The organism is Pandoraea pneumonica, from assembly GCF_049918595.1.
In the GTDB taxonomy this organism is placed as follows: Bacteria; Pseudomonadota; Gammaproteobacteria; order Burkholderiales; family Burkholderiaceae; genus Pandoraea; species Pandoraea pneumonica_A.
Genome location: NZ_JBNCRZ010000004.1, coordinates 55,674 through 82,614 on the forward strand (window position 1 = coordinate 55,674; position 26,941 = coordinate 82,614).

Genomic DNA, 26,941 nt, shown 5'->3' on the forward strand with positions numbered 1-26,941 from the left:
CTCCACTATACTTAGTGCCAATTCGGGTGCTGACCACTATATGTAGTGGTTGATGACGTGGTCGGCACAGGAAGCAATATCCATCAATACCGTGCTTGTCCTGCGGCGTTTTGTGGGGCGGCACAGCAGCAAAGCCGTGCAGCGGACACCTCGAACCCTTGGCCGTCCGTCGGTCGTGCGGTGTTCAGCACTTCGCTCCATCGGCGCCCCCAGGGCGCATTTTTGCCGGCCGTAAAACTGGTAGAGACGCGCTAACAGCACCATCTCATTGGAACGGGAGTTTTTACATGCAGACTAACGAAAACCTCACCCGCCCGAACCCGACGCCCGCCGCGAATGCCGGCAATGGCACGGGTGCGTCGGCGCCCCAAACGACGGGCGCATTCGAACCGGCGACCAACGCCGACTTCAAAGTGATTCGACGCAACGGCGCGGTGGTGGGTTTCGAGCCGTCGAAGATCGCGATCGCTGTGACCAAGGCGTTCCTCGCCGTGAACGGCGGTCAAGGTGCGGCTTCGGCGCGTGTTCGCGAACTCGTGGAGCAACTGACGCAAGCCGTCGTGCGCGCGCTGGTGCGCAGCCGCCCGAACGGCGGTACGTTCCACATCGAAGACATTCAGGATCAGGTCGAACTCGCGCTCATGCGCGAGGGCGAGCACAACGTGGCGCGTGCCTACGTGCTGTATCGCGAGAAGCGTTCGCAAGAGCGTGCTCACGCCGTCGAAACGACGCAAGAGTCGGCCACGCCTGATGCCCCGGTGTTGCATGTCACCGACAACGGCGTGACGCGTGCCCTCGACATGGGCGTGCTGCGTGGCGTGGTGCAGGCCGCTTGCGAAAACCTCGGCAACGAAGTGAGCGCCGAGCCGATCCTGACCGAGACGATCAAGAACCTGTACGACGGCGTGCCGCTGTCGCAGGTGTACGACTCGGCGATTCTCGCCTCGCGTACCCTCATCGAAAAGGAACCGGCGTACAGCCTGGTGACCGCCCGCATTCTGATGCACACGATCCGCCGCGAAATTCTCGGCGAAGAAGTGCCGCAGGGCGAGATGGCCGAGCGTTACGTCGAATACTTCCCGCGCTTCATCAAGCAAGGCGTGGAAGCCGAACTGCTCGACGAGCAACTGCTGACGTACGACCTGGCCAAGCTGGGTGCTGCGCTGGACGCCTCGCGCGACCTCCAGTTCAACTACCTGGGTCTGCAAACGCTGTACGACCGCTACTTCCTGCATATCGATAGCCATCGCATCGAAATGCCGCAGGCGTTCTACATGCGCGTGGCCATGGGTCTGGCGCTGAACGAAGTCGAGCGCGAAGCGCGTGCGATCGAGTTCTACCAAATTCTGTCGAGCTTCGACTTCATGAGCTCGACCCCGACGCTGTTCAACTCGGGCACGCGCCGCTCGCAGTTGTCGTCGTGCTACCTGACGACCGTCTCGGACGATCTGGAAGGCATTTACGAAGCGCTCAAGGAAAACGCACTGCTCTCGAAGTTTGCCGGCGGTCTGGGCAACGACTGGACGCAAGTTCGCGCGCTCGGCTCGCACATCAAGGGCACGAACGGCAAGAGCCAGGGTGTGGTGCCGTTCCTGAAGGTGGTCAACGACACGGCCGTGGCCGTGAACCAGGGCGGCAAGCGCAAGGGCGCGGTGTGCGCGTACCTGGAAACGTGGCACCTGGACATCGAAGAATTCCTCGAACTGCGTAAGAACACCGGCGACGACCGCCGCCGCACGCACGACATGAACACGGCGAACTGGATTCCCGATCTGTTCATGAAGCGCGTGATGGAAGGCGCGGAGTGGACGCTGTTCTCGCCGTCGACCTGCCCGGACCTGCACGACAAGGTGGGCAAGGCTTTCGAACAGGCTTACACGGCTTACGAAGACAAGGCCGCACGCGGCGAGATCAAGCTGTTCAAGAAGGTGCCGGCACAAGCCCTGTGGCGCAAGATGCTGGGCATGCTGTTCGAAACCGGTCACCCGTGGATCACGTTCAAGGATCCGTGCAACATCCGCTCGCCGCAACAACACGTGGGCGTGGTGCACTCGTCGAACCTGTGCACGGAAATCACGCTCAACACGAGCGACACCGAAATCGCCGTGTGTAACCTCGGCTCGGTGAACCTGGTGGCGCACCTGAAGCAGACGGCCAACGGCTACGAGCTCGACCACGAGAAGTTGCAGCGCACCATTCGCGTGGCAATGCGCATGCTCGACAACGTGATCGACATCAATTACTACGCCGTGACCAAGGCGCGTAATTCGAACCTGCATCACCGTCCGGTGGGCATGGGCATCATGGGCTTCCAGGACTGCCTGCACCTGCTGCGCACGCCGTATGCCTCGAACGACGCCGTCGAGTTCGCCGACCGTTCGATGGAAGCCGTGTGCTACTACGCTTACTGGGCGTCGACCGAGCTGGCCAAGGAACGCGGTCAGTACTCGTCGTACAAGGGCTCGCTGTGGGATCGTGGCATCCTGCCGCAAGATTCGCTCAAGCTGCTGGCGGAAGAGCGCGGCGGTTACCTCGAAGTCGACCAGTCGGCGACGATGGATTGGGACAGCCTGCGCAAGCACATCGCTTCGCACGGTATGCGCAATTCGAACTGCGTGGCGATCGCACCGACCGCGACCATCTCGAACATCATCGGCGTGTCGGCCTGCATCGAGCCGACGTTCCAGAACTTGTATGTGAAGTCGAACCTGTCGGGCGAATTCACGGTGGTCAACGAGTATCTGGTGCGTGACCTGAAGGCGCGCGGCCTGTGGGACGAAGTGATGGTCGCCGACCTGAAGTACTTCGACGGCTCGCTCTCGCGTATCGACCGCGTGCCGGCCGACCTGCGCGAGATCTATGCCACGGCGTTCGAAGTCGAACCGAAGTGGCTGGTCGAAGCCGCGTCGCGTCGCCAGAAGTGGATCGATCAGGCGCAGTCGCTGAACATCTACATGGCTGGCGCATCGGGCAAGAAGCTCGACGAGACGTACAAGCTGGCGTGGACGCGCGGTCTGAAGACCACGTACTACCTCCGTACGATGGCAGCCACGCACGTCGAGAAGTCGACGGTGAGCCATGGCGCGCTGAACGCAGTGAGCTCGGGTGGCGTGTCGCCGAGCAGCAGCTTCTCGGCCGAGCCGACCTCGCCGTTGGCGCAACCGATGCCGGAAGCCGAAGGCGCGGTCTGCACGATGCGTCCGGGCGACCCTGGCTTCGACGAGTGCGAAGCTTGCCAGTAAGTTGAGTGAATGCCGGGGCCAGCGATGGTGCCGGCGGCTCAGAAAAAACCCCGTCGGTCCGCAAGGACGACGGGGTTTTTTCTTGGGTGCCTTCCGATGCCGCCGGAGTCAGGCCAGATCGATCCGCATCGACAGGTTGAGCGTCTCGCCATGGGGTACGGCGACATGATCGTGATCGAAGTCGCCCACGCGATGCGTCGACGGCTCGAGACACAGATAGGGGCGTCCGGCGGGCGAGTGCACGACGAGCCACGCCGCGTCGTCGCTGCGCACGGTGGCCGAGCGCAGACCGCCCGCGTAGTCGATGCGCGCGTCGAAGCGTCCGGTTTCGGGCACTTCCGCGAACCACGTCGACCGGCCTTTACTATCGAGTCCGCCGCCGACCGACACCACTTCGATGGCGCCAACGTGAATGCGCTGCTCGCTCGGCCAGCGAATGTCCTCCGAAGGCGAGCGCCAGATGGACTCTGCTTCGAACGTCAGGCGCGCACCGGCAGGCCAGCGGAAGTATGGGTGCAGACCGAGCCCGGCGGGCATGTTGCCTGCCGAGAGATTGGTGAGCGAGAGCTGCATGTCGATACCTTGCGCATCGAGCGATATCGACAGATACGCTTGATAGTGCCAAGGCCACTCGGGTTGTGCCGGGCTGTCGAGTTGCAGCACGCAGCAGTGGGCGCTCTCGTCGACCACTTCCCACGCGCGGCGCAGCCCCCAGCCGTGCAACGAACTCGATGCGGCGGGCGCTTCGCGCGCCACGATGTCGCGGCCTTGCCAGTGCAGCGTGTCGTCGCGCAACTGATTGGTATACGGCAGCATCGGAAACGCACCGGCTTTCGGCCATTCATCCGACGCGAACGGTTCGTTGCCGAGCGGTACGAGATAGTCGAACAGATCGCCGCGCGTGTCGCGCCGTGCCAGTCTCGCGAGCCGCCCGCCACAGCCCGGTTGTACGTCAGCGATCAGTGAGCCGGCGGACAGCCGGAGCGGTTTGCCCGGGGTGAGGGTGAGGGGCGTGGGGCCCGCGGGATGTGTCGATAGGGGGCGTGCTGGACTTGTGTTGTCGGCACCATGGGAAGTCATTGTCGGTATCTCCTTCTTCTCCTGCGCGTCGTGGCTGGCGCGCGCCCAAATCTGACGTTCGGGTTCGCTGCGCGGGTGACGCGTGACGCATAGCATACGCCCGATGCCGTCACGCCGACAGGCACTGCGCTTAGGGAGAACAGGCCCTACCTTTGACACGCGAATCGTGGCAACATGCCGGTCCCGCGGGGCTTGGCGGGCATCTCGCGCGAGATATGGCCGAACACTAGGTATAGTGGTCTGGACGGACTGCGACACTATATATAGTGTGAGAGTGCTGGAATGCGTGACGTAATTGTGCTAAATTGGAGTCATTCAATTCGACGTCGGGAGGTCGTGATGTTGCAAGTGAAGCAAGCCATCTCCCCCGCTCGCGAAGTATTTCAAGACAGTGCGAAAGCGCTTCTGACAAGCCCCCGAAACACCGTATTCACCCCTGCGGATTTTTCGCCGCTTACCGCTGATGCGGTACGCGAGTGATCGACTGATCCGCTAGATCTGCCACTTCGGCGATGCACGCGTTTGTGTGCACCGCATCAACCTGAACGGACTGAGACCCTATGCTGAACTGGGAAGAAGAGACCTCCACCGCCAAACCCGCCGCCCCGGCTGCCACGTTCTCGCCGGAGCCGAACATTCTCGGCACGCAATCCGACACGCCGAGCGTGATCGCCTCGCAGTCGACACGCCGCGTGAGCGCCTCCGACAAGCGCGTGATCAACGGCACGACGGACGTGAACCAACTGGTGCCGTTCAAGTACAAGTGGGCATGGGAAAAGTATCTGGCGGGTTGCGCGAACCACTGGATGCCGCAGGAAATCAACATGTCGCGCGACATCGCGTTGTGGAAAGACCCGAACGGTCTGACCGAAGACGAGCGCCGCATCATCAAGCGCAACCTCGGCTTCTTCGTGACGGCCGACTCGCTCGCCGCGAACAACATCGTGCTCGGCACGTATCGCCACATCACCGCGCCGGAGTGCCGTCAGTTCCTGTTGCGTCAGGCGTTTGAAGAAGCGATCCACACGCACGCCTATCAGTACATCGTCGAGAGCCTGGGGCTGGACGAAGGCGAGATCTTCAACGCGTATCACGAAGTGCCGTCGATTCGCGACAAGGACGAGTTCCTGCTGCCGTTCATCGAAGTCGTTGCCGACCCGTCGTTCCAGACCGGCACGCAAGAGAACGACCAGAAGCTGCTGCGCTCGCTGATCGTGTTCGCCTGCATCATGGAAGGTCTGTTCTTCTACGTCGGCTTCACGCAGATCCTCGCGCTGGGCCGCCAGAACAAGATGACGGGCGCTGCCGAGCAGTACCAGTACATCCTTCGCGACGAGTCGATGCACTGCAACTTCGGCATCGACTTGATCAATCAAGTGAAGCTGGAAAACCCTAACCTGTGGACGCCGGAGTTCCGCGAAGAGATTCGCGAGCTGTTCAAGAAGGCCGTCGAGTTGGAGTATCGCTACGCCGAAGACACGATGCCGCGTGGTGTGTTGGGTCTGAACGCCGCCATGTTCAAGAGCTATTTGCGCTTCATCGCGAACCGTCGCTGCGCACAAATCGGTCTCGAAGCGCTCTATCCGAACGAAGAGAATCCGTTCCCGTGGATGAGCGAGATGATCGACTTGAAGAAGGAGCGCAACTTCTTCGAGACGCGAGTGATCGAGTATCAAACCGGTGGCGCGTTGAGCTGGGACTAAGCGCGAAGTAAAAATGGGTGCTCGCTGCAAAGCAAGCATCCATGCGGGTTTCGAGAGGGTGGTGTGTGCGTGCGAAGCACGTGTGATGAGTGTGAAGAGAAGCAGAAGAGAAGGCGCTCGTCACGCACATCATCCTCGTCATCGCAGACTCGCGAGTGCGTCGACGACGTCGAAGCGCGAGTGCGATGTGCATCAAATACAACAGATTGACTTCTTCGCTGCGATTGATGTGCGCTTTTTTATGCACAAAGTATTAACATCGCATCACAAAAGAATTATTATTCGCTCAAATAAATTGCAGTCTCGATGAACACACGAAAGCACATTGCTTTCCTCCCGCGACAGAGAGCTGGTAGTTACGGAGCGTAAAAACCTTGGTGCATAGCAAGCAGTATCGCTTATCCGCTATCGCAATCTCCTCCATCCCGATGACGGGACAGGCAAGCTACCCCCCGAAGAATCTGGCGAATCTCCCATCTCAAGACAATCGAATTGCTGACGGCGATGTCGTCGGCAATTTTTTTGCGCGCGCGACCACTCATGGTAAGCGTCGTGCGCGCAGCGCCGAATTCATTAGCGTAAGCCGTCGATGTCCGATGCGTACGCCGATGAATAGCCCGCTCGCCGGCGGTTCGCCGTGCGGTGGTCGGGTTTCCTTCTCAGGTAGTTTCGTTTGAGTGATCTCTTACGTTAAGGAGCAATGTGATGGCTACGATTAAGAAGGCTGTTGCCAAGAAGCCGGCAGCGAAGAAAGCTGCTGCCAAGAAACCGGTTGCGAAGAAGGCAGTTGCTGCCAAGAAGCCGGTCGCGAAGAAGGCTGCTGCTGCTAAGAAGCCGGTCGCGAAGAAGGCTGTTGCCGCTAAGAAGCCGGCAGCAAAGAAGGTTGCCGCTAAGAAGCCGGTCGCCAAGAAAGTCGCAGTGAAGAAGGTTGCTGCGAAGAAGCCGGTTGCCAAGAAGGCAGCGGTGAAGAAGGTTGCAGCCAAGAAGCCGGTGGCTAAGAAAGCCGCAGTGAAGAAGGTTGCAGCGAAGAAGCCGGTGGCTAAGAAAGCCGCCGTCAAGAAAGTCGCTGCTAAGAAGCCGGCCGCGAAGAAAGCCGCAGTGAAGAAGGCTGCTGCTAAGAAGCCGGCTGCCAAGCCTGCTGCGAAGAAGGCTGCGGCGAAGAAGCCCGCTGCCAAAAAGCCTGCCGCTGCGAAGAAGCCTGCTGTTAAGAAGGCCGCAGTGAAGAAGGTTGCCAAGCCTGCTGCGGCTCCCGCAGCTGCGCCGGCAGCAGCACCGAAGACGGCTCTGAATCCGGCAGCGGCATGGCCGTTCCCGACCGGCAGCCGTCCGTAATTCGAGTGCTGACGCAGGACCCTAGACACTTAGGTGTCTTTTGATCGAGTAGTCCTACCCGATCAGAAACCCGCTGTGATGCGAGTCGTCACAGCGGGTTTTTTCATGGGCGAATGGTTTTCACTCGTGACGCGTCGAGACCGGTGACGCACTCGGCGCCATCGTGCTTTGCGGCAGCGCTCGTCTTTGCTGCCCATGCGTGGATATGAAAACGGGCGACCGATGGCCGCCCGCTGTGTGCTGTCCTGAGCGCCATCGCGGCGCTCGGATATCGTGCTTAGCGTGCTTAGTGCGTCACACGCGTCACGCCGCCGCTCGAGAGCAAGCGCACGCGCTGGCCCGGCTGGAACGCGTCGTCGGCATCTTGCGTGATCGCACGCAGTTCGCCGTTGTCGAGTCGCACGGTAATTTCCAGACCGGCCTTCTTGCTCATGCGATTCTCGACCGCTTGCCCGGCGACGGCGCCGAGCAGGCCGCCGATGATGCCCGTCGCGATCGAGCCACGACCGCCACCGATGGCGCTGCCGCCGATCGCGCCGAGTGCGCCGCCGCCGACGACGCCGAGCACGCCCGGGTCACCGTTGCTGCTATCGATCGTCACCGGACGCACCGATTCGACAGTGCCCATACGGACAACTTGTTCGCGTTGCGCCTGACGGCTGTCGTAGACGCTGGCGGAATTGCTCGGGCCGAACGCCGTGCAGGCGGACAGCAGGAGCGATGCCGTGACAGTGGTAAGAATGAGCGGTGTGGTCAGTCGTGCCATCGTTAATATCCTGGAATCATTCGAAGCGGTGGCCGAACGCTTCTTCATATTGCGCGTCGATGTCGGCGCGCGTCGGTGCATAGGTCTGCGGGCCCTGCTCGGCAATCTTGAGCGAACCCATGAGGCTGGCCAGTCGGCCAGTGGTCGGCCAGTCGAGACCCTTTTCGATGCCATAGAGCAACCCGCCACGGAAGGCATCGCCGCATCCGGTCGGATCGACGACTCGCTTGGCTTTCACGGCAGGAATGTCGTGTTGCTGACCGTCGGCGAAAATCAGGGCCCCGTGTTCTCCGCGCGTGACGATCAGTGCCTCGACACGCGACTGGAGATCTTCCAGCGACCAGCCGGTCTTGGTGGCGAGGAGCTTGGCTTCGTAGTCGTTGACCGCCAGATAAGTGGCGAGTTCCACGATGCGACGCAGTGTCTCAGGCGAGAGAATCGGCAGGCCCTGGCCCGGATCGAACACGAACGGCACACCCGCAGCGGCGAATCCTTCGGCGTGGGCGAGCATCGCATCGGGGCCGTCGGGGGCCACGATACCGAGCGTCGCGCCCTTCACATCGCTCACGCGGTTTTGTGCCGAGAACATCATCGCACCCGGGTGGAAAGCGGTGATTTGGTTGTTATCCAGATCGGTGGTGATCATCGCGTTGGCCGTCATCGAGTCGGGCACCGTGCGCACGAACTCGGTCGACATCCCAAGCGACGCAAAGCGCTCGAGGTACGCGCCGCCGTCTTCGCCCACCGTTGCCATCACCGTCGGCGAACCGCCGAGCAGATGCAGGCTGTAGCCGATGTTGCCGGCGCAGCCGCCGAAGTTACGGCGCATGGTCGGCACGAGGAAGCTCACGTTCAGGATGTGCACCTGGTCGGGCAGAATGTGCTCGCCGAAGCGGCCTTCGAACGTCATGATGTTGTCGTAGGCGAGCGAGCCGCAGATCACGGTAGTCACGAGATGATTCCTTACTAGTAGTCAGAGGGCACGGCGGCAGGTGGCCGGACGGCAATGTGCCGGCGCGGACGCCGGCACAGGTCATGCAGTCGGCCACACGCTAACGTGGCCGATGAACTTGCGAATTACGCCAAGGCAGCCAGCGCAGCGTCGTAGTTCGGTTCGTTCTTGATTTCAGGCACGAGCTCGGCGTGCACGACACGGTTGTCGGCGTCGAGCACGACCACGGCGCGGGCGGTCACGCCAGCGAGCGGGCCGGTGGCGATCGCTACGCCGTAGTCCTTCAGGAACTCGCGGCCACGCATCGTCGAGAGCGTAACAACGTTGTTCAGGCCTTCGGTCGCGCAGAAGCGGCTCATGGCGAACGGCAGGTCGGCCGAGATCACGAGCACGACGGTGTTCTCGAGCTTACCGGCGGCTTCGTTGAACTTGCGGGTCGAGGTGGCGCAGGTCGGCGTGTCGAGGCTCGGCACGATGTTCAGAACCTTGCGTTTGCCAGCGAAGTCATCGAGCGTGACGTCCTGCAATTTGGCATTGACCAGCTTGAGCGCCGGTGCGGTCTGCCCCTTCTGCGGGAACTGGCCGTCGACTTCGATGGGGTTGCCCCCGAGGGTGACTTGGGACATCGATATCTCCTAGTGTTGAGTGCGGCAGCGCTATCAGGGATAAAACGCGAGTACCCGATAGTTACTGGCAAGCGCTGCTTGCGCCGACAATCGTAACCGAATCGTGCGTTCGTTGTGCGGTGCAAGGCCAGCATCGCGCAACGGGGCATCGGCGACGTAATCGGCGGCGGCGAAAACGCGACGCACCACCGGCTTGCCGTCGATGTCCGAGAGCGTGAGTTCGAGCGACGGCCATGCCACCGCGTGCCCGGCATCGTTGCGCATGAAGACGGTCAGCGTCATCGGCACGCTGTCGGGCGGTACGGCGTCTGCCGAGGCACCGCTCGCCGGTGTGGCGGTCGTGGTCGTCGCGGCGCTGGTCGTGCCTGAGGCGTCTGCGGCAGTACTGCCGTCATCCGTCACCAGCGTGACGCTTGAGAGTTGCAGCACGTCGGGCTGACGCGGCGGCGCCACGGCGATGTGGAGCGGACGGCCGAGCGCAGCGAAAGCGGGGCGCAATGCCGGGAATCGATCGACGACCGCAGCGCGTTCGAGCCAAGCCCACTGCGCAAGCAGGCCGACGATCGCCAAGACCATCAACACGCGCCAGACGACACGCGCGGCACCTGGGCGTTTCTCGTTGGGTTCGGTAGCCGGTGCGCCTGCACGCGCTGCGCTTGCTGGCGCGGACGTCGGTGCAGGCAACACCGTGGCATCTTCGTCGTCGATATAGCGACCCGGGCCGTGCTGCATCTGCGCACGGCTCTCGTCAGGCGTGCCGAGCAGTGCCGCAATGGCCGTCGGCGTGAGCATCTCGGGCACCGGTGCACGCGGCGTTGCCGTGTCGGCATCCGAGGTATGAGCGGGAGGTTCGCTAAAAAGCGCCGGGACCGAAGGCGCAGCGGAAGACGATGCGGTGTGTGCCGCGTCGGTGTTCTCCGAACGATCGGTTGCCGCGATGTTGTCTGGCGCCGAGTTCGTATCGGAGGAAGCTTGTGCGTCGCCATCTTCCTTCGGCGGCTCGCAAAGATAGGCGCGCCCGTCGAACACTTCGCGGCAGTGCCCGCAACGCACTAGGCCGTCGCGCAGCTTGAGCTGATCCGCGACGACGCGAAAGACGGTATGACAGTGGGGGCAGCGGGTGGCCAGAACGCGCGGGGATGGGGTCATAGGACTCGGCGCGTTATGTGGATTTAACCGGCGGCCTGCCCGTGCAGGCAGACCCAGCCATCGTGTGCGCGCCAGACCGACATCTTCATATAGGGCGCGTAAGCCGCAATCACCTCGTCGGCCTGTCGTTCCAGCACACCTGAGAGCGCAAGCCGGCCGCCCGGCGCCACGCGCGACGTGAGCATCGACGCGAGCAACTTGAGCGGATTCGACAGAATGTTGGCGACCACGATATTGAATTGACCGTCGCGCAGATCGTCGGGCAGGCCGTATTCGACCGGCGCGTGATTGCGCTCGCTGTTATAGCGTGCCGATTCGACCGCCTGCGGATCGATGTCGATGCCGATGACCGGATCGGCGCCGCACTTGCGCGCGAGGATGGCCAGAATGCCCGAGCCACAACCGTAGTCGAGCAGCGATTGCCCCGGTTGCACGTGCTGTTCGAGCCACTCCATGCACAAGCGCGTGGTCGGGTGACTCCCCGTGCCGAACGCGAGGCCCGGATCGAGTTCGAGAATCAACGCGTCGGTATCGGGCGCGTCGTGCCACGACGGCACGACCCAGATGCGCTGACCGATCTGCATCGGTTCGAACTGCGATTGCGTCAGACGTACCCAATCCTGTTCTTCCACATCGCGCAGCGTGAACGTCGGCGACTCCGGCAGGTTCAGTTCGTTGACGGCCGCCGCGAGCAGCACGGCGGCGTCCTGATCTTCCCCCACCAGGGCCACCACGCGCGAGCGCTGCCACGCGGTGTCCGGCGGGGTGAGACCCGGCTCGCCAAACATCGGTTGCTCGTCGGGGGTGTCGGCATCCGCGTCTTCCACGGAGACCGACAGGACGCCCAGATCGATCAGGGTGTCCGACAGGGCCTCAGCTTGGGCGCGGGCAACTTCCACGACGAGTTCGCGATACATGGCGACGACTTCCTTACAGATAAAACGACTTAATTGCCGCCGACGGCAGTCTTCTGCGCCAGCTTGTGTTCCAGATAGTGAATGCTCGTGCCGCCTTCGACAAACTTGGCGTCGAGCATCATTTCGCGGTGAAGCGGAATGTTGGTCTGGATCCCTTCGATCACGATTTCCGACAGCGCCACACGCATACGACGGATGGCCTGGTCGCGCGTGGCGCCGTAGGCGATCAGCTTGCCGATCATCGAGTCGTAGTTCGACGGCACGAAGTAGCCGTTATAAGCGTGCGAGTCGACGCGGATGCCGGGGCCACCGGGCATGTGCCAGGCGGTGATGCGGCCCGGCGACGGCGTGAACTTGTACGGATCTTCGGCGTTGATACGGCATTCGATCGCGTGACCCTGGAACTGGATGTCACGCTGACGCAGAGCGAGCTTCTCGCCGGCGGCAATGCGAATCTGTTCTTGCACGATGTCGATGCCCGTGATCATTTCGGTCACCGGGTGTTCGACCTGCACGCGCGTGTTCATTTCGATGAAGTAGAACTCGCCGTTTTCGAACAGGAATTCGAACGTGCCGGCACCGACGTAACCCATCTTCTTGCAGGCGTCGGCGCAACGATCGCCGATACGCTCGATCAGACGGCGCGGAATCAGCGGTGCGGTCGCTTCTTCGATCACCTTCTGGTGACGGCGCTGCATGGAGCAGTCGCGCTCGCCCAGCCAGATGGCGTTCTTGTGCTTGTCGGCGAGCACCTGGATTTCGATATGGCGCGGGTTCTCGAGGAACTTCTCCATATAGACTTCCGGGTTGTTAAACGCCCGGCCGGCTTCTTCGCGCGTCATGTTGACCGCGTTCACGAGCGCCGCTTCGGTGTGCACCACGCGCATGCCGCGGCCACCGCCGCCGCCAGCGGCCTTGATGATCACCGGATACCCGATCTGGCGGGCAATGCGCACGATTTCCTTCGGATCGTCGGGCAACGCGCCTTCCGAACCCGGCACGCACGGCACGCCGGTCTTGATCATGGTCTGCTTGGCCGAGACCTTATCGCCCATCAGGCGAATGGTGTCGGGGCGCGGACCGATGAACGTGAAGCCCGATTGCTCGACGCGCTCGGCGAAGTCGGCGTTCTCGGAGAGGAAACCGTAGCCCGGGTGAATCGCTTGAGCATCGGTCACTTCTGCCGCGCTGATGAGCGCCGGCATGTTCAGGTAGCTGAGCTGCGACGGTGCCGGGCCGATACACACGGCTTCGTCGGCGAGCTTGACGTACTTCGCTTCCTTGTCGGCTTCGGAGTAGACGACAACCGTCTTGATGCCCATTTCCTTGCACGCACGCTGGATGCGCAGGGCAATTTCGCCGCGATTGGCGATGAGGATTTTTTCAAACATTATGTGCAGTCCTGCCCGTAGGGGTAAGGAGCGGGGCCGGGCACCCGGCGGTGCGGCACGGCAAAGCCGAGAGCCGCAGCAACGCGCGCGCGTCCGGCAACTGGCTTTAGCCGATCACGAACAGCGGCTGACCGTATTCCACGGCCTGACCGTTCTCGACGAGGATTTCCTTGATCACGCCGGCCTTGTCCGACTCGATCTCATTGAGCAGCTTCATCGCTTCGATGATGCACAGCGTCTGGCCTTCCTTGACCGAGTCGCCCACTTGCGCGAACGCGTCGGCGCCCGGCGACGGGGCACGGTAGAACGTGCCGACCATCGGCGAGGTCACGATGTGACCTTGCGGCACGGCCGGGGCCACCGGGGCCGGCGCTGCGGGGGCGGCAGCGGCGGGTTGCGCACTCATTTGCGGGGCTGCCGGCATGGCCATTTGCATCGGGGCGGCGATCACTTGCGGCGGTGCCTTGACGATGCGGACCTTGCCTTCGCCTTCGGTGACTTCGAGCTCGGAAATACCCGATTCGGCGACGAGGTCGATCAACGTCTTGAGTTTGCGCAAATCCATGAAGGAAGCTCCTTGATTCGGTATCGACGCGGGAACAGCGTCCCGCGATGGGAAATTGGGGATGAGAGGACTACCCGCCGGTGAGCCGGTGCAGGGCAAAATCGAGTGCGTAGGTATACCCGCGCCAGCCCAGGCCGCAGATCACACCTTGCGCAATATCGGAAAAATACGAGTGATGCCGGAAGGCTTCGCGGGCATGCACGTTCGAGAGGTGAACTTCGACGAACGGGATGCCAACACCCGCCAGCGCGTCGCGAATTGCCACGCTCGTATGGGTATAGGCCGCAGGGTTGATCACGATGAAATCGATCGATTCACCGCGCGCCGCCTGAATCCGGTCAACCAGTGCGCCTTCGTGATTGCTTTGAAACGTCGCCAGTTCGGCACCGGCTGCCTGGGCCTGAGCCAGCAGGGCATTGTCGATGTCGGCCAAGGTCGTGCGACCGTACACCTCCGGCTCGCGAGTACCGAGCAGGTTCAGGTTAGGGCCGTGTAGCACGAGAATGCGGTGAGGCATCGGCGAATCAAATTTCACGAAATTGGGCGCAATTAAACGCCAGTTGGTGGATTTTGTCCAGTAGGGCGAAAATCGGCACCGTAATACGCGGGTTTCCGGGGTGTCTGGCTATGTTAGGCGGGCGCCGCCCACCGAAACACCCCGTACAAGTGGGGTCAGATAAGCGGTTTGAGCGCCGCGTGCACCTCGTCGGACGTAATGCGGCCGAGCTTCTGATAGTGCATGCGTCCTTGGGCGTCGACCACCACGGTAAACGGCAGGGCGCCCGCCTTGTCGCCTAGCGCCCGGGCAAGGTCGGTGCCCGCGTAGCCCGCGACCAGCAGCGGGTAATCGACTTTTACCTTCTGTTCGAACGCAATCATGTTCTGCGCGGTATCGATGCCGATCCCGACGAATTGCACGTTCTTCGCTGCATATTCATGGGAGAGGGCCGCCAATTCCGGCATTTCTTCTACGCAGGGGCCGCACCACGGTGCCCAGAAATTGACCACGAGCGTCTTCCCGCGCCACTGCGACACGGCTTGTTCCGTGCCCTTGAGGTCGGGCAGCCGGGTCGCGAGCAGTTGGGCGACAGCGGCGTCGGAGGTATCGGCAGCCTCTTGGTTGCGGTGGCCCAGCCAGAAGCCGGCGGACAGCCCTACGAGCGCCAGAATCACCAGAATGACGATGCGTTTTGTCATGACGGGAAAAGGGAAATCAAGCTTGAGTGGGCACTGGCGTCGCGGCCATCAGGGCGCGCAAGCCGTTTGCGTCGGTACGGGCCGGACGGCCGTTGCCGTCGGTGGCCTTGAGCGCGCCGCGCATGTCGTCGAGCGAATAGAGCACGAGGTGGACACCGGCCGGATCGCCGCGCTGCCCGCGCTGTCGCCACAGGAAACTTAACGTCTCGACCATGCCGCGGCCGTTGAAATGGCGCGACTCGGAGACTTCGTAGTCGATACCCCGGTTCAGGAGATCGATGGCGACTTCCTTGGGGTTATCGCAAAATGCCTGCAAATAGATATCGGATAACGCCGTGGCAGTGCCGTTGTAGACCGCTCCGGTGATATATGGACGGTAGCGAGCCAACTCGTCCATGACATTGAGTGCCACACCGCGCAGGTGCGCCAGCTCGGCGGGCTGCGTGTCCGACATAAACGTCTGCACGTACTCGCGCACTTCCGCTTCGATCTGGTCGTTATCCGGCAGCAATTCGCCTGCAATACGTGTCTCGCCCGTCACCTGCTTGGCCGCCTTGCGCTTGGCGGTGGCGTAATCGGCCCCCTCCTCGGCGATAAGGCGAGCGGCCGCGAGCGCGATTTCTTCGCGCAGGCGTTGGGCATCGGTCCAGGATTTACGTGTCATGCGGCCGATGATACCCGAAAGGCGTGTCCGCCCGCCTGCGTGGCGCGACGGCTGTATTGGACAACGACGGAGCAACGCCAAGCCAACACCCGCACAAGGACGGGGACGTGCTCGGGCGGGCCACCCGCCTCGCGTGGCAGGTACAATGTAGCCCTCGGTTATCCGCACTCCCATTTCCCGCACGGGCATGGCCCGTCCTCATCTGCTCCCCATCCATGCATATTCATATTCTTGGCATCTGTGGCACGTTCATGGGCGGCCTGGCGGTTCTGGCGCGTCAGGCCGGTCACACCGTCACCGGTTGCGACGCCAACGTCTATCCGCCGATGAGCACCCAGCTCGAGGCGCAGGGCATCAAGTTGATCGAGGGCTTCGACGCGGATCAGGTCTCGCTCAAGCCCGATCTGTTCGTGATCGGTAACGTGGTCTCGCGCGGCAACCCGCTCATGGAAGAGATCCTGAACCGGAATCTTCCCTACACCTCGGGGCCGCAATGGCTGGGCGAGCATGTGCTGGCTAATAAGTGGGTGCTGGCGGTCGCCGGTACGCACGGCAAGACCACGACCACGTCGATGCTGGCGTGGATTCTGGAAGACGCGGGCTACAACCCGGGCTTTCTCGTCGGCGGCGTGCCGATGAACTTCGGCATTTCGGCCCGTCTGACGGAAAGCGACTTCTTCGTGATCGAGGCGGACGAGTACGACACGGCCTTCTTTGATAAGCGCTCGAAATTCGTCCACTACCGCCCGCGCACGGCCATTCTGAATAACCTCGAATTCGATCACGCTGACATCTTCCCGGATCTGACTGCCATCGAGACGCAATTCCATCATCTGGTGCGTACTGTGCCGGGGCAGGGCCGTCTGATCGTCAACGGCCGCGAACCGGCACTCGAGCGCGTGCTGGCGCGTGGCTGCTGGAGCGAAGTCGAGCGATTCGGTGTTGCCGACGGCTGGCACGTCGCTCAGGCGACCGAGACGTTGGCACCCGGACAGGAAGCGTTCTGGGTACATCACGGCCAGCCCGCCGCAGGCGAAGTGAAGTGGGCGCTTCAAGGCGAACACAACCGGATGAATGCGCTGGCTGCGATCGCGGCGGCGCGTCATGTCGGGGTGCCGCCCGAGCAAGGCGCGGCCTCGCTCGCCAAGTTCGAAAACGTGAAGCGCCGCATGGAAGTGCGCGGCGTGGCCAACGGCGTGACCGTCTACGACGACTTCGCCCATCACCCGACCGCGATTCAGACGACGCTTGCCGGACTGCGCCGCCGCGCTGGCGAAGCTCGCATTCTGGCCGTGCTCGAACCGCGTTCGAACACGATGAAGCTCGGCGTGATGAAAGCGCAGTTGCCCGCAAGTTTGGCCGATGCCGATCTGGTGTTCGGTTACGGCGCGCCGAGCGGTAAGGATTCGCTTGGCTGGAATCTGGCCGAGGCACTCGCGCCCCTGGGGGCGCGCGGCCAGGCGTTCAGCGAGATCGACGGGCTGGTGCGTGCCGTCGTCGCGGCGGCGCAACCGGGCGATCAGGTGGTGGTGATGAGTAATGGCGGCTTTGGCGGCATTCATCAGAAATTACTCGATGCGCTCGCGGCGCGCGCCTAATCTAGGATTCATGACGTCCTCGATCGCCGCCTGTATTACCGACACACAAGTTTTCCGGAGCCTTACATGATTCTCTATTTGCACGGCTTCCGTTCCTCGCCGCGTTCGTTCAAAGCGCAGTTGATGGCCGCCCGCATGCACAAGCTCGGGCTGGGTCACGTATGGGCGTGCCCGCAACTGCCGCCGTCGCCGTTGGCGGCGGTCGTCGACGCTCAGCGACTACTCACCGGCGTGAGCCCCGACGAACTGACCATTGTGGGAAGCTCGCTCGGCGGTTACTACGCGACGTATCTGGCCGAGAAGCTCGGCTGCCGCGCCGTGCTGCTCAATCCGGCCACGCGCCCGTACGACGACCTCGGGAAGTGGCTCGGCGAGCAGCCGATGTGGCACGGTGGCGGCACCATCGTCGTGGAGCCCCGTCATCTCGACGAGTTGCGCATGATCGACGTGGCGCAGATCACGCGTCCCGAGCGTTACTACCTGGTGGCAGCGACCGGCGATCAGACGCTCGACTACCGCGACATGGTCGCGAAATTCCCGGGGGCCAAACTGACGTTGATCGAAGGCAGCGACCACGGGATTTCTGATTTCGTCGACTACATGGACGACGTACTGCGTTTCGCCGGCATCGATGTGCCTACGCCCATCGGCACGTCGGCCGCTTTTGCCGGGGAATAATGATTCGCGTCGACGACGGGCGGTGGCAAGCGCTGCCGACGACCGTGACGACACGCGCGTTCCCCTTCTGCCCTAAACCGCCGCACGTCGGCGGGCTACAATGTCGCCTATTGCGATCGATGGCTGTTTCATGAACATTTTTTTTGAGGAATCCGGCGGCTTCAAAGCCGGCACGGTGTTGTCGCAGCAGGGCGAGTCGTATCAGGTGGAGCTGCCGGGCGGACGCCGCAGCAAGATCAAGGGACGCGACGTTCTCTTGCGCTTCGAGTCCCCCGCGCCGGCCGAGCTGATCGTGCAGGCACAGGCGGCGTCGCAAGATATCGACATGAGCTTCCTGTGGGAATGCGCGCCGGCCGAGGAATTCGCGTTCCCGGTGCTCGCGGCCGAGTACTTCGGCGAAGGCGCGAGCGTGGCGCAGCAAGCGGGCCTCGCGCTCGCGCTGCAAGCTTCGCCGATCTACTTCCGCCGTAAGGGCCGTGGTCAATACCAACGCGCACCGCAAGAGCAGATTCAGGCAGCGCTCGCCGGTCTCGCCCGCAAGCAACAGCAGGCCGAGTTGCAAGCGAGTTATGCCGAGCAGATGATCGCGGGCACGCTGCCCGACGCGCTCAAGGGCAAGGAACTGCAACTGCTGTTCCGCCCGGACAAGAACGCCATCGAATGGAAGGCCCTCGACGCGGCCGCCAGTGCGCTGGGCAAGACGCAGGCTGAAGTGATGCTGGCCTGCGGTGGCATTGCCTCGCCACGCGCCTATCACGAAGCGGCGTTCCTATATGAATACTTCCCGCGTGGCACGGGCTTCCCCGATGTGGGTGCGCCGCCGGTGCCGACCGAAGATTTGCCGCTCGCGGACGTGCAGGCGTTCTCCATCGACGATTCCACGACGACGGAAATCGACGATGCGCTGTCGGTGCAAGTGCTGCCCGACGGCTTGCTGCGCGTAGGCATTCACATTGCTGCACCGGCACTCGGCATCGCCCGTGGCGACGCCATCGACGAAATCGCGCGCGTGCGTCTCTCGACCGTCTACGCGCCGGGCGAGAAGATCACGATGCTGCCCGACTCTGTGGTCGAGGCTTATACGCTCGCCGAAGGCGGCGCGCGTCCGGCGCTCTCGCTGTATGTGGTGGTCAAGGCCGATACGTACGAGATCGTCACGACCGAGACGCGTGCCGAAATGGTGCCGATCTCCGCCAATCTGCGCCATAACGAACTCGATTCGATCATCACGGCCGAAACGCTGGCCGACGGCAGCGGCGAGTATCCGCATAAGGAAGAACTGCGCTTGCTGTGGCCGTTCGCCCAATCGCTGTACGACAAGCGTCAGGCGGCGCGCGTGGGCTACGGCCTGCGCCCGGAAGTGCAGAACAAGACCGACTTCAATTTCTACGTCGACGGCGAACACGTCACGATCAAGCAGCGCATGCGCGGCGCACCGCTCGATCTGATCGTGGCCGAAATGGCGATTCTGGCGAATAGCCGCTGGGGCCGGTTGCTGGCCGACTGCGGCGTGCCCGGCATCTATCGCGCGCAGCGCGCCTATGGCGTGAACCGTACTCGCATGCAGACGTCGCCGGCGCCGCACGAAGGGCTCGGCGTGGAGCAGTACGCGTGGAGCACCTCGCCGCTGCGTCGCTACGTCGATCTGGTGAATCAATGGCAGTTGCTCGCCTGTGTCCGTCACGGTGTCACGGCCAAGCTGGCGGCGCCGTTCAAACCGAAGGATGCTGACCTCTACGTCACGGTGTCGAGCTTCGAAGCCGCGTACGCCGCGTATGCCGAGCATCAGAGCCGAATGGAACGCTACTGGTGCCTGCGCTGGCTGCTTCAGGAGAACAAGTCGCAGGTGCAGGCGAGCGTACTCAAGGGTGACACCGTGCGTCTGAACGATGTGCCGCTCACGCTGGTCGTGCCGGGCCTCGCGCCGCACGCGCGCGGCACGCAAATCATGCTCGACGTGCTCTCGCTCGACGTTGTCACGCTCGGTATTTCGGTGCGCGTGTCGCAAGTGCTCGACGCAAGTCAGTCGCTGCTGGCCGACGACGAAGACGACGGCGACGGTGGTGAAGGCGGTCAGGACAGTGGTAACGGTGCCGACGGTGCCGCCGATGCCGAGGGTGGCATCGAAGGTAACGACGACGGTGGCAATGTCGATGACGCTGATGACACCGATGACGCCGAACGCGACGACGACACCGGCACCGACGATAGCGACGAACGCGCTGAGCGTGCCGCCGCTGCGACCGACGCCACCGCAGTCACGGAACCGTCCCCGTTCGGTGCGGCGCTGATGGCCGCGGGGGCTGCCAACGCTTCGGCGAACGCTGCGTGCTGAAACCGGCTGTCGCGTCCGGCGATCTGGCCGCGGCTCGCCGCCGCGGCTGGGCGCTCGTGCGCGAGCATCCGCTCGCCACGGGACTCGTGATCTCGGCCATCGTGCATTTGATTGCGCTGGCCGTGCACTTCGTCGCCCCCGACAGCTTCCGGTTGCATAGCGCCGACACCCCGCTCGAAGTCGTTCTCGTCAACGCAAAGTCGGCTAACGCGCCCGAGAAAGCCACCGCGCTCGCACAGGCGAATCTGGTGGGCGGCGGTGAGCACGATGGCGAACGCGCGACCTCGCCGCTGCCATCGCGCGCCGTCGAGCGCGACGGGGCGCCCGTCGCCCAGATTCAGCGCAATGTGAGCGAACTGGAAGCCGTGCAGGAGAAGCTGCTATCGCAACTGCGTAGCCAGTACGCCGCTGTGCCGGAGTCGCAGCGCAGCCGGAGCAACGCCGCACAAAACGGGCGCGGACAGGACGACCAGACGGTCGACCAGCAGATTGCCCGGTTGCAGGCCGAGATCGACAAGCAATTGCGGGCCTACCAGACGCGTCCAAAGCGCGGTCAGGTCACGGCCAATACGCGTGAAGTGGCCTATGCGCGCTACTTCGATACGCTGCGTCATCGCATCGAGCGATACGGCACCGACCACTTCCCGCAAGTGGGCAACGACCGCCTGTACGGCGAGTTGATCGTCACACTGAACGTCAATCAGCGCGGCGGGCTCGGCTATCACAAGGACGGCTGGGACGTGCAAGGGGTGGAAATCACCCGTAGCTCGGGCAACAAGGACCTCGACCGGCGCGCCGTCGCGATCGTGCAGGCGAGTGCACCGTTCGGCGATTTCTCGCCTGAAATGAAACAACGTTACGACATTCTGGAGATCGTCACGCGAATGACGTTCTCACGGCAGGGCGTACAAGCCGAGACCCTCGCGTTACCGGCGTCGGCGGCGGACACGACGGGCGGCAAAGCGGCACCCTGAGCGTCTGCACGGAAAAACTTTCCAAACCTTTTTATAATTCGGATGTTTTCCCGAATGACTGGAAAGTCCGCCATGAAATGGGTCCTCCTGGCGATCTTTGCTGCATGCGCGGTGTATGTACACCTGCGAGGTAAGGTCCGCCATAAATTCTTCCGCCAACTGTCCGATCACTCGACGTTTCTGTCACCGCTGAACGTGTTCATGTACACGTTTTCACGCGTACCGACGACACCGTATCTGAAGACGGACAATTTCCCAGAGCTCGAACCATTGCGCCAGAACTGGGAAGCCATTCGCACGGAAGCCCTTGCACTTCTCGAAGCTCGTCGCATCAGGGCTTCGGAAAAATACAACGACGTCGGTTTCAATTCGTTCTTCAAGAGCGGCTGGAAACGCTTCTATCTGAAGTGGTATGACGAGGCGCATCCGTCGGCGCACACGTTGTGTCCGGTGACGACGAGCCTCGTACAGCGCATCCCCACGATCAAGGCAGCGATGTTTGCCGAATTGCCGCACGGCAGTCGGCTCGTGCGGCATCGCGATCCGTTCGCCGGGTCGTTGCGGTATCACCTCGGGTTAGTGACGCCGAACGACGATCGTTGCTATATCGATGTCGATGGGCAGCGTTACAGCTGGCGCGACGGCGAAGGCGTGGTGTTCGACGAGACCTACATTCACTACGCCGAGAATCAGAGCGGGCAGAACCGGATCATTCTGTTCTGCGACGTGGAGCGGCCGATGAAGTACCGCTGGACGCAGCGAGTGAACCGCTGGCTCGGGCGTCATCTGGTGGGCGCGGCCGCTTCCCCGAACGAAGCGGGCGACAAAACCGGCGGGCTGAACAAGGTGTTCAAGTATATTTACTCGATCCGACTTGTCGGCAAACGCCTTAAAGCATTGAACCGCTATGTGTACTATGCGGTGAAGTGGGCGCTGTTCGGGGGTATCGCGCTTTGGATCTTTTTCTGAGCGACGGTCGCTGACGTGCCCGCGGTGTACGATGCGAAGCAATTTCCAAGCGGCGCCTGTGCGAAAGCCAGGCGCCGCGTCTTTGACCACCATGACAAACCACACGCCAGCCATGCCCGCCGAGGCTACCGGACAAACACCTGCCGATCGCTACGCCGTGATCGGCCACCCGGTCGAACACAGCCAGTCGCCCTACATTCACGCCGAATTCGCGCGGGAGACGGCCCAGCATCTGACGTATGAGCGTCTGCTGGCGCCGCTCGATGGATTTGCCGCAACCGTGCGTGCGTTCATCGACGGCGGTGCGCGAGGCGCCAACGTGACCGTGCCGTTCAAGTTGGAGGCACACGCGCTGGCCGATCATCTGACCGAGCGTGCGCAAGCCGCGGGCGCCGTGAACACCCTGGTGTTCGACGCACGCGGCATCACGGGCGATAACACCGACGGCGTGGGACTGGTGCGCGATATCGAAGGGGCGCTCGACGTGTCGCTCGCCGCGCGTCGCGTGCTGTTGCTCGGTGCGGGTGGCGCCTCGCGTGGGGCGTTGCTGCCGTTGATCGCGGCCAAGCCGTCGCTGGTGTTCGTCGCCAATCGCACGGTGGCGCGTGCCGAGGCGCTCGTGGCTCGCTTCTCCGATGCCGCGGGGCAGGCGGGCGTCACGCTCGCGGGCGGTGGCTGGGAAGCTGTGCCGACGAATTTCGATGTCGTTATCAACGCGACGGCTGGCAGTCTTCAGGGCGACGTGCCGCCGCTGCCCCGAGGCGTGTATGCGTCTGGGGCGCTGGCCTACGACATGATGTACGGCGCACACCCGACAGTTTTCATGACACACGCCAGCGCGCACGGTGCCGCGAAAGTGGCCGATGGCCTGGGCATGTTGGTGGAGCAAGCGGCCGAAGCCTTTGCGGTTTGGCGTGGCGTGCGCCCGTCGTCGCAAACGACGCAGGCTGTGCGGGCGGCGCTGCGTGCCCGGCTCGTGGCCAAGGGCTGATCGCATCACATGAGTGCCGTTCAACGTCGCCAACCGCGCGGTGCCCGCAAACGTCGGTGGGGGCCGTGGCAATGGACGGCCTACGTCGTCACACTGCTGATCGTGGGCATCCTCGCCACGCAGCTTTATTACTTCCTGCAAATCGGCTGGTGGGTGCGCTTCAATCCGCAATCGACGGCGTTCATGCGTGCGGCTGAACAGCGTTTACGTGAGTCGGATCCGAAAGCCGCGCTCAAACACGACTGGGTGCCGTACGACCAGATTTCACGCAATCTGAAGCGCGCGATTATCGCGAGCGAAGACGCCAACTTCGTCAATCACGACGGCTACGAGATCGATGCGATGCTCGGCGCGTGGGAGAAGAATCAGAAGAAGGGGCGCATCGTCGCCGGTGGTTCGACGATCTCGCAGCAACTCGCGAAGAATCTGTTTCTGTCGAGCGAGAAGAGTTATCTGCGCAAAGCGGAAGAATTCACGATCACATGGATGCTTGAGTTCTGGATGGACAAGCAGCGGATCTATGAGATCTATCTGAACTCGGTGGAGTGGGGCGAAGGGGTGTTCGGTGCCGAGGCGGCGTCTCGCTATTACTACGGCATACCCGCGTCGAAGCTATCGCCGTGGCAGGCCGCACGATTGGCGGTGATGCTGCCTAGGCCGCGCTATTTCGATACGCATCGCAACTCGCCGTATCTTGCGCAACGCGCCGGCGTGATCGCACGGCGCATGGGGGCGGCGGAGTTGCCGCAGTAGCGGCATGGGATTTCGCGGAACCAGCGCTGCCGTCACAGCATCGAGAGCGCTGGTCCCGAGGTCTCAACGCGGCATATCTGCCGGGATTTGTACGACGGTGCGCGTCGGATACGGCAGCGAACAACCCACGCCCTCGACCGTTTCCTTCACGCCACGCTGAAGGTCCCAATACAACCCCCAATAGTTGCTCAGCAGCGACCACACGCGCACGTTCACGATCACGGCGCTGTCGCTCACCTGCTTGACCATGATTTCCGGTGCGGGCTTGTCGATCACGCGCTCGTCTTGCTGCACACGCTCGCGAAGGGCATTCATGGCGGCATCGAGATCGTCGTCGAGTGCAATGCCCACGGTGATCTCCATACGACGCGTCGCGTTGCGGCTGTAGTTCGTCACCGGCTGGCCCCAGATTTGGCTGTTCGGCACGCATACGAAAATGCCGTCGGCATTGGTGAGCGTGGTGGTGAACAGCCCAATCTCTTCGACCGTGCCAGCGACGTTGCTGCCCGCAGTGATGTAGTCGCCGATCCGAAATGGCCGCAGGAGCAGCAGCATGGTGCCGGCCGCAATGTTCTGCAACGTGCCTTGCAGCGCCAGACCGATGGCGAGACCTGCGGCACCGAGCACTGCGATGATGCTGGCCGTTTGCACACCGAACTGTGCGAGCACGGCAATGACGGTGATGATTCGTACCGACCATTGCACGATCGACGCGACCAGCGGCTTGAGCGTCGCGTCGAAGCTCGGGGATCGACCGAGCGTCTTGCGTACGAAATTACCCAGACGCGCAGCGATCCAGAAGCCGATCAGCAGAATCAGCACGGCTTGAACGAACGACAAGCCGTAGCTCACCGCATTCGCAGTTAGAAACCCCATCACGGCATCGAAAGAGGCGAGTGGGGTGGTGACTTCTGTCATTTCGGAACTCCCTGTCAGCAGACGTCTCGAAACGTCGATATCAAAATTGACGCAAAGTGCGTTGATTGGTTCTCGAAGTGTGACGCGAGTGACTATGGGAAGCAGCAAACTCATCGATTTTGAGAATAATCCTACGCGTTGGTGCGGCATCCGCTGACACGCTTGGCCGCTCTTGGCGTGCCTGTCGCGTGCCTGTACACTTGGCGTCGCCGCGTAGCAGGGAGAACTTCGTTTGATCAATGCCTTCGTCATCCATAATGGTCGCCTGCAACAGGTGACTTGCGACCAACCGAGCGATTTGGCGAGTGTTTCGCCGGTTTGGGTCGACCTACACAGTGAATCGGAAGACGAACGCCGCTGGGTCGAAGAGGCCTACGGAGTGAAGTTGCCCACGCGTGATGAACTCACCGATATCGAAGCTTCGGCACGCTATTACGAAGACGATGGCGGCGTGTTGCACGTACGCACCGATTTTCTACTCGACGAAGAAGAGCAATCGCGCAACGTGCCGGTGGCGTTCGTGGTGCTCAAAGACTTGCTGATTTCCATTCACGACGAAGATCTGCCGGTGTTCCGGCTCGTGCGGATGCGTGCGCGCATTCGGCCCGGTTCGGTGCGCGATGCGATGGACGTGCTGCTCGACCTGTACTCGACCGATGCCGAGTATTCGGCCGATTCGCTCGAAGGGGTGTATGCGGCGCTCGAAGAGGTGAGCCGGCGCGTGTTAGGCAAGAATCTCACCGACGCGGACGCGGCGAAGGCGCTTGAGAGCATCGCGGCTGAGGAAGACTTGAACGGTCGCATCCGGCGCAACGTGATGGATACGCGACGTGCCGTGTCGTTTCTGATGCGCACTCGCATGCTCAAGGACGAGCAATATCAGGAAGGCAAGCAGATCCTGCGTGACATCGAGTCGCTCGACAATCACACGGCGTATCTGTTCGACAAGATCAACTTTCTGATGGACGCCACGATCGGCTTCATCAACATCAACCAGAACAAGATCATCAAGATTTTCTCGGTGGCTGCGGTCGCATTCCTGCCGCCGACGCTCATCGCGAGTATCTACGGCATGAACTTCCAGATGATGCCGGAGTTGCAATGGGAGGCGGGCTATCCGTTTGCGGTTGGCCTGATGATCTTGTCGGCGATCGCGCCATTCCTGTACTTCCGTCATCGCGGCTGGCTCGATTGAGCGGGCGTGCCTCGCACTGGAAAATCGGTTCCGGCGGGGCGTGCACGGCAAGCAGGTAAAATAGCGGCCTCGAATCGGAACACCGCTGGAAAACCGTCATGACATTCACGCAAGCCCTCAGCTCGGCCTGGACCCGCAACAACTCGCTGTTGTGCGTCGGCCTCGACCCCGAACCGTCGCGTATTCCGGCGCATCTGCAAGGTCGCCCGGACGCGATTTTCGAATTCTGCCGCGAGATTGTCGACGCCACGGCCCCGTATGCGTGCGCATTCAAGCCGCAAATTGCTTACTTCGCTGCGCATCGCGCCGAAGAACAGCTTGAGCGTCTGATTGCGCATATTCACGCCGATCATCCGGGACTCCCCGTGATTCTCGATGCCAAACGCGGCGACATCGGCAGCACCGCCGAGCAGTACGCGCGTGAAGCGTTCGAGCGCTATCGTGCAGATGCCGTGACGGTGAACCCGTACATGGGCTTCGATTCGCTGGAGCCGTATCTGGCGCACTCGGACAAGGGTGTGATCGTGTTGTGCCGCACGTCGAATCCGGGCGGTAGCGATCTTCAGTTTCTCGATGTCGACGGCAAGCCGTTGTACCAAACCGTGGCGCGCCTGGCCGCAGGCCCGTGGAACACGAGCGGGCAGATTGGTCTGGTGGTGGGCGCGACGTTCCCGGCGGAAATTGCCACGGTGCGTGGCATCGTCGGCGACATGCCGCTGCTGATCCCGGGTGTCGGTGCACAGGGTGGTGATGTGGAAGCGACGGTCAAAGCCGGTCGTACGGCAAATGGCACGGGCATGATGATCAACTCGTCGCGCGCCATCATTTACGCCGGACGCGATGAGCAATTCGCCGCTGCCGCTGCGGTTGCTGCGCAGAAAACGCGCGATAGTATCAACGCGTATCGGTAAATTAACGATCGTGCGTGTTGTGGCGGATGCGGTTG

24 protein-coding genes are annotated in these 26,941 nt (G+C 62.3%); 12 read left to right on the forward strand and 12 right to left on the reverse strand.

Annotated elements, in window-relative coordinates; genetic code table 11:
• Positions 1-287 precede the first annotated feature (287 nt).
• Positions 288-3,242, forward strand: coding sequence for a ribonucleoside-diphosphate reductase subunit alpha (locus ACPWR9_RS16805; protein ID WP_426299461.1), 2,955 nt, complete (start codon positions 288-290; stop codon positions 3,240-3,242).
• A 108-nt stretch (positions 3,243-3,350) separates the two neighbouring features.
• Here the strand turns inward: ACPWR9_RS16805 and ACPWR9_RS16810 are convergent, their stop codons facing one another.
• Positions 3,351-4,322, reverse strand: a complete 972-nt coding sequence (locus tag ACPWR9_RS16810; RefSeq protein WP_426299463.1) for a hypothetical protein — start codon at positions 4,320-4,322, stop codon at positions 3,351-3,353.
• A 560-nt stretch (positions 4,323-4,882) separates the two neighbouring features.
• Here ACPWR9_RS16810 and ACPWR9_RS16815 point away from each other — a divergent pair.
• Entirely contained in the window at positions 4,883-6,025 is a 1,143-nt protein-coding gene (locus ACPWR9_RS16815) for a ribonucleotide-diphosphate reductase subunit beta (RefSeq protein WP_426299465.1), read from the forward strand.
• A gap of 705 nt (positions 6,026-6,730) precedes the next feature.
• Positions 6,731-7,357, forward strand: coding sequence for a histone H1-like DNA-binding protein (locus ACPWR9_RS16820; protein WP_426299467.1), 627 nt, complete (start codon positions 6,731-6,733; stop codon positions 7,355-7,357).
• A gap of 286 nt (positions 7,358-7,643) precedes the next feature.
• On the opposite strand, the gene ACPWR9_RS16825 is transcribed toward ACPWR9_RS16820, so the two are convergent.
• The 10 genes from ACPWR9_RS16825 to ACPWR9_RS16870 all read right to left on the reverse strand — a co-directional run bounded on the left by ACPWR9_RS16825 (position 7,644) and on the right by ACPWR9_RS16870 (position 15,584).
• On the reverse strand, positions 7,644-8,123 hold the full coding sequence (locus ACPWR9_RS16825) for a hypothetical protein (RefSeq protein WP_426299469.1): 480 nt from the start codon (positions 8,121-8,123) through the stop codon (positions 7,644-7,646).
• A 16-nt stretch (positions 8,124-8,139) separates the two neighbouring features.
• Positions 8,140-9,075: a carbohydrate kinase family protein gene (locus ACPWR9_RS16830; RefSeq protein ID WP_426299471.1), complete on the reverse strand. Its 936-nt coding sequence runs from the start codon at positions 9,073-9,075 to the stop codon at positions 8,140-8,142.
• Between the two features lie 125 nt (positions 9,076-9,200).
• Positions 9,201-9,701: a thiol peroxidase gene (tpx, locus tag ACPWR9_RS16835; RefSeq protein WP_426299473.1), complete on the reverse strand. Its 501-nt coding sequence runs from the start codon at positions 9,699-9,701 to the stop codon at positions 9,201-9,203.
• 33 nt (positions 9,702-9,734) lie between these two features.
• A complete protein-coding gene (locus ACPWR9_RS16840; protein WP_426299475.1) occupies positions 9,735-10,850 on the reverse strand; it encodes a DUF3426 domain-containing protein in 1,116 nt (371 codons plus the stop codon).
• Positions 10,851-10,873: 23 nt separating this feature from the next.
• On the reverse strand, positions 10,874-11,767 hold the full coding sequence (gene prmA, locus ACPWR9_RS16845; RefSeq protein WP_426299477.1) for a 50S ribosomal protein L11 methyltransferase: 894 nt from the start codon (positions 11,765-11,767) through the stop codon (positions 10,874-10,876).
• Positions 11,768-11,796: 29 nt separating this feature from the next.
• Positions 11,797-13,158, reverse strand: a complete 1,362-nt coding sequence (accC, locus tag ACPWR9_RS16850) for an acetyl-CoA carboxylase biotin carboxylase subunit (protein WP_150681021.1) — start codon at positions 13,156-13,158, stop codon at positions 11,797-11,799.
• A 106-nt stretch (positions 13,159-13,264) separates the two neighbouring features.
• A complete protein-coding gene (gene accB, locus ACPWR9_RS16855; protein WP_426299479.1) occupies positions 13,265-13,723 on the reverse strand; it encodes an acetyl-CoA carboxylase biotin carboxyl carrier protein in 459 nt (152 codons plus the stop codon).
• Positions 13,724-13,793: 70 nt separating this feature from the next.
• Positions 13,794-14,240 (reverse strand): type II 3-dehydroquinate dehydratase, encoded by a 447-nt coding sequence (gene aroQ, locus ACPWR9_RS16860; protein WP_150681019.1) that lies wholly within the window; start codon positions 14,238-14,240, stop codon positions 13,794-13,796.
• 155 nt (positions 14,241-14,395) lie between these two features.
• The gene (locus ACPWR9_RS16865) at positions 14,396-14,920 is read right to left on the reverse strand and encodes a TlpA family protein disulfide reductase (RefSeq protein WP_426299481.1); all 525 of its coding nucleotides are present in this window, start codon (positions 14,918-14,920) and stop codon (positions 14,396-14,398) included.
• A 16-nt stretch (positions 14,921-14,936) separates the two neighbouring features.
• On the reverse strand, positions 14,937-15,584 hold the full coding sequence (locus ACPWR9_RS16870) for a UDP-N-acetylmuramate--alanine ligase (RefSeq protein ID WP_426299483.1): 648 nt from the start codon (positions 15,582-15,584) through the stop codon (positions 14,937-14,939).
• 215 nt (positions 15,585-15,799) lie between these two features.
• Here ACPWR9_RS16870 and mpl point away from each other — a divergent pair, with 215 nt between their 5' ends.
• From mpl to mtgA, 7 genes are all read left to right on the forward strand, one after another.
• Positions 15,800-17,182, forward strand: coding sequence for a UDP-N-acetylmuramate:L-alanyl-gamma-D-glutamyl-meso-diaminopimelate ligase (mpl, locus tag ACPWR9_RS16875; RefSeq protein WP_426299485.1), 1,383 nt, complete (start codon positions 15,800-15,802; stop codon positions 17,180-17,182).
• Positions 17,183-17,248: 66 nt separating this feature from the next.
• Positions 17,249-17,860 (forward strand): YqiA/YcfP family alpha/beta fold hydrolase, encoded by a 612-nt coding sequence (locus ACPWR9_RS16880; protein ID WP_426299487.1) that lies wholly within the window; start codon positions 17,249-17,251, stop codon positions 17,858-17,860.
• A gap of 130 nt (positions 17,861-17,990) precedes the next feature.
• Positions 17,991-20,195 (forward strand): ribonuclease catalytic domain-containing protein, encoded by a 2,205-nt coding sequence (locus tag ACPWR9_RS16885; protein WP_426299489.1) that lies wholly within the window; start codon positions 17,991-17,993, stop codon positions 20,193-20,195.
• Entirely contained in the window at positions 20,189-21,169 is a 981-nt protein-coding gene (locus tag ACPWR9_RS16890; protein ID WP_426299491.1) for an energy transducer TonB family protein, read from the forward strand. Before ACPWR9_RS16885 ends, ACPWR9_RS16890 begins: the two co-directional genes overlap by 7 nt.
• Positions 21,170-21,241: 72 nt before the next feature.
• Positions 21,242-22,138, forward strand: coding sequence for a lipid A hydroxylase LpxO (gene lpxO / locus ACPWR9_RS16895; protein WP_426299493.1), 897 nt, complete (start codon positions 21,242-21,244; stop codon positions 22,136-22,138).
• 91 nt (positions 22,139-22,229) lie between these two features.
• On the forward strand, positions 22,230-23,129 hold the full coding sequence (gene aroE, locus ACPWR9_RS16900; RefSeq protein WP_426299929.1) for a shikimate dehydrogenase: 900 nt from the start codon (positions 22,230-22,232) through the stop codon (positions 23,127-23,129).
• A gap of 9 nt (positions 23,130-23,138) precedes the next feature.
• Complete coding sequence (mtgA, locus tag ACPWR9_RS16905) at positions 23,139-23,882, forward strand: monofunctional biosynthetic peptidoglycan transglycosylase (protein ID WP_426299494.1); 744 nt, start codon at positions 23,139-23,141, stop codon at positions 23,880-23,882.
• Between the two features lie 63 nt (positions 23,883-23,945).
• Here the strand turns inward: mtgA and ACPWR9_RS16910 are convergent, their stop codons facing one another.
• Positions 23,946-24,800, reverse strand: coding sequence for a mechanosensitive ion channel family protein (locus ACPWR9_RS16910; RefSeq protein ID WP_426299496.1), 855 nt, complete (start codon positions 24,798-24,800; stop codon positions 23,946-23,948).
• 232 nt (positions 24,801-25,032) lie between these two features.
• On the opposite strand from ACPWR9_RS16910, the gene corA reads away from it, so the two are divergent.
• Both corA and pyrF read left to right on the forward strand, forming a co-directional pair.
• Complete coding sequence (corA, locus tag ACPWR9_RS16915) at positions 25,033-25,995, forward strand: magnesium/cobalt transporter CorA (protein ID WP_426299498.1); 963 nt, start codon at positions 25,033-25,035, stop codon at positions 25,993-25,995.
• Between the two features lie 98 nt (positions 25,996-26,093).
• Positions 26,094-26,906 (forward strand): orotidine-5'-phosphate decarboxylase, encoded by an 813-nt coding sequence (gene pyrF / locus ACPWR9_RS16920; protein ID WP_426299500.1) that lies wholly within the window; start codon positions 26,094-26,096, stop codon positions 26,904-26,906.
• The last annotated feature ends 35 nt before the right edge of the window (positions 26,907-26,941 follow it).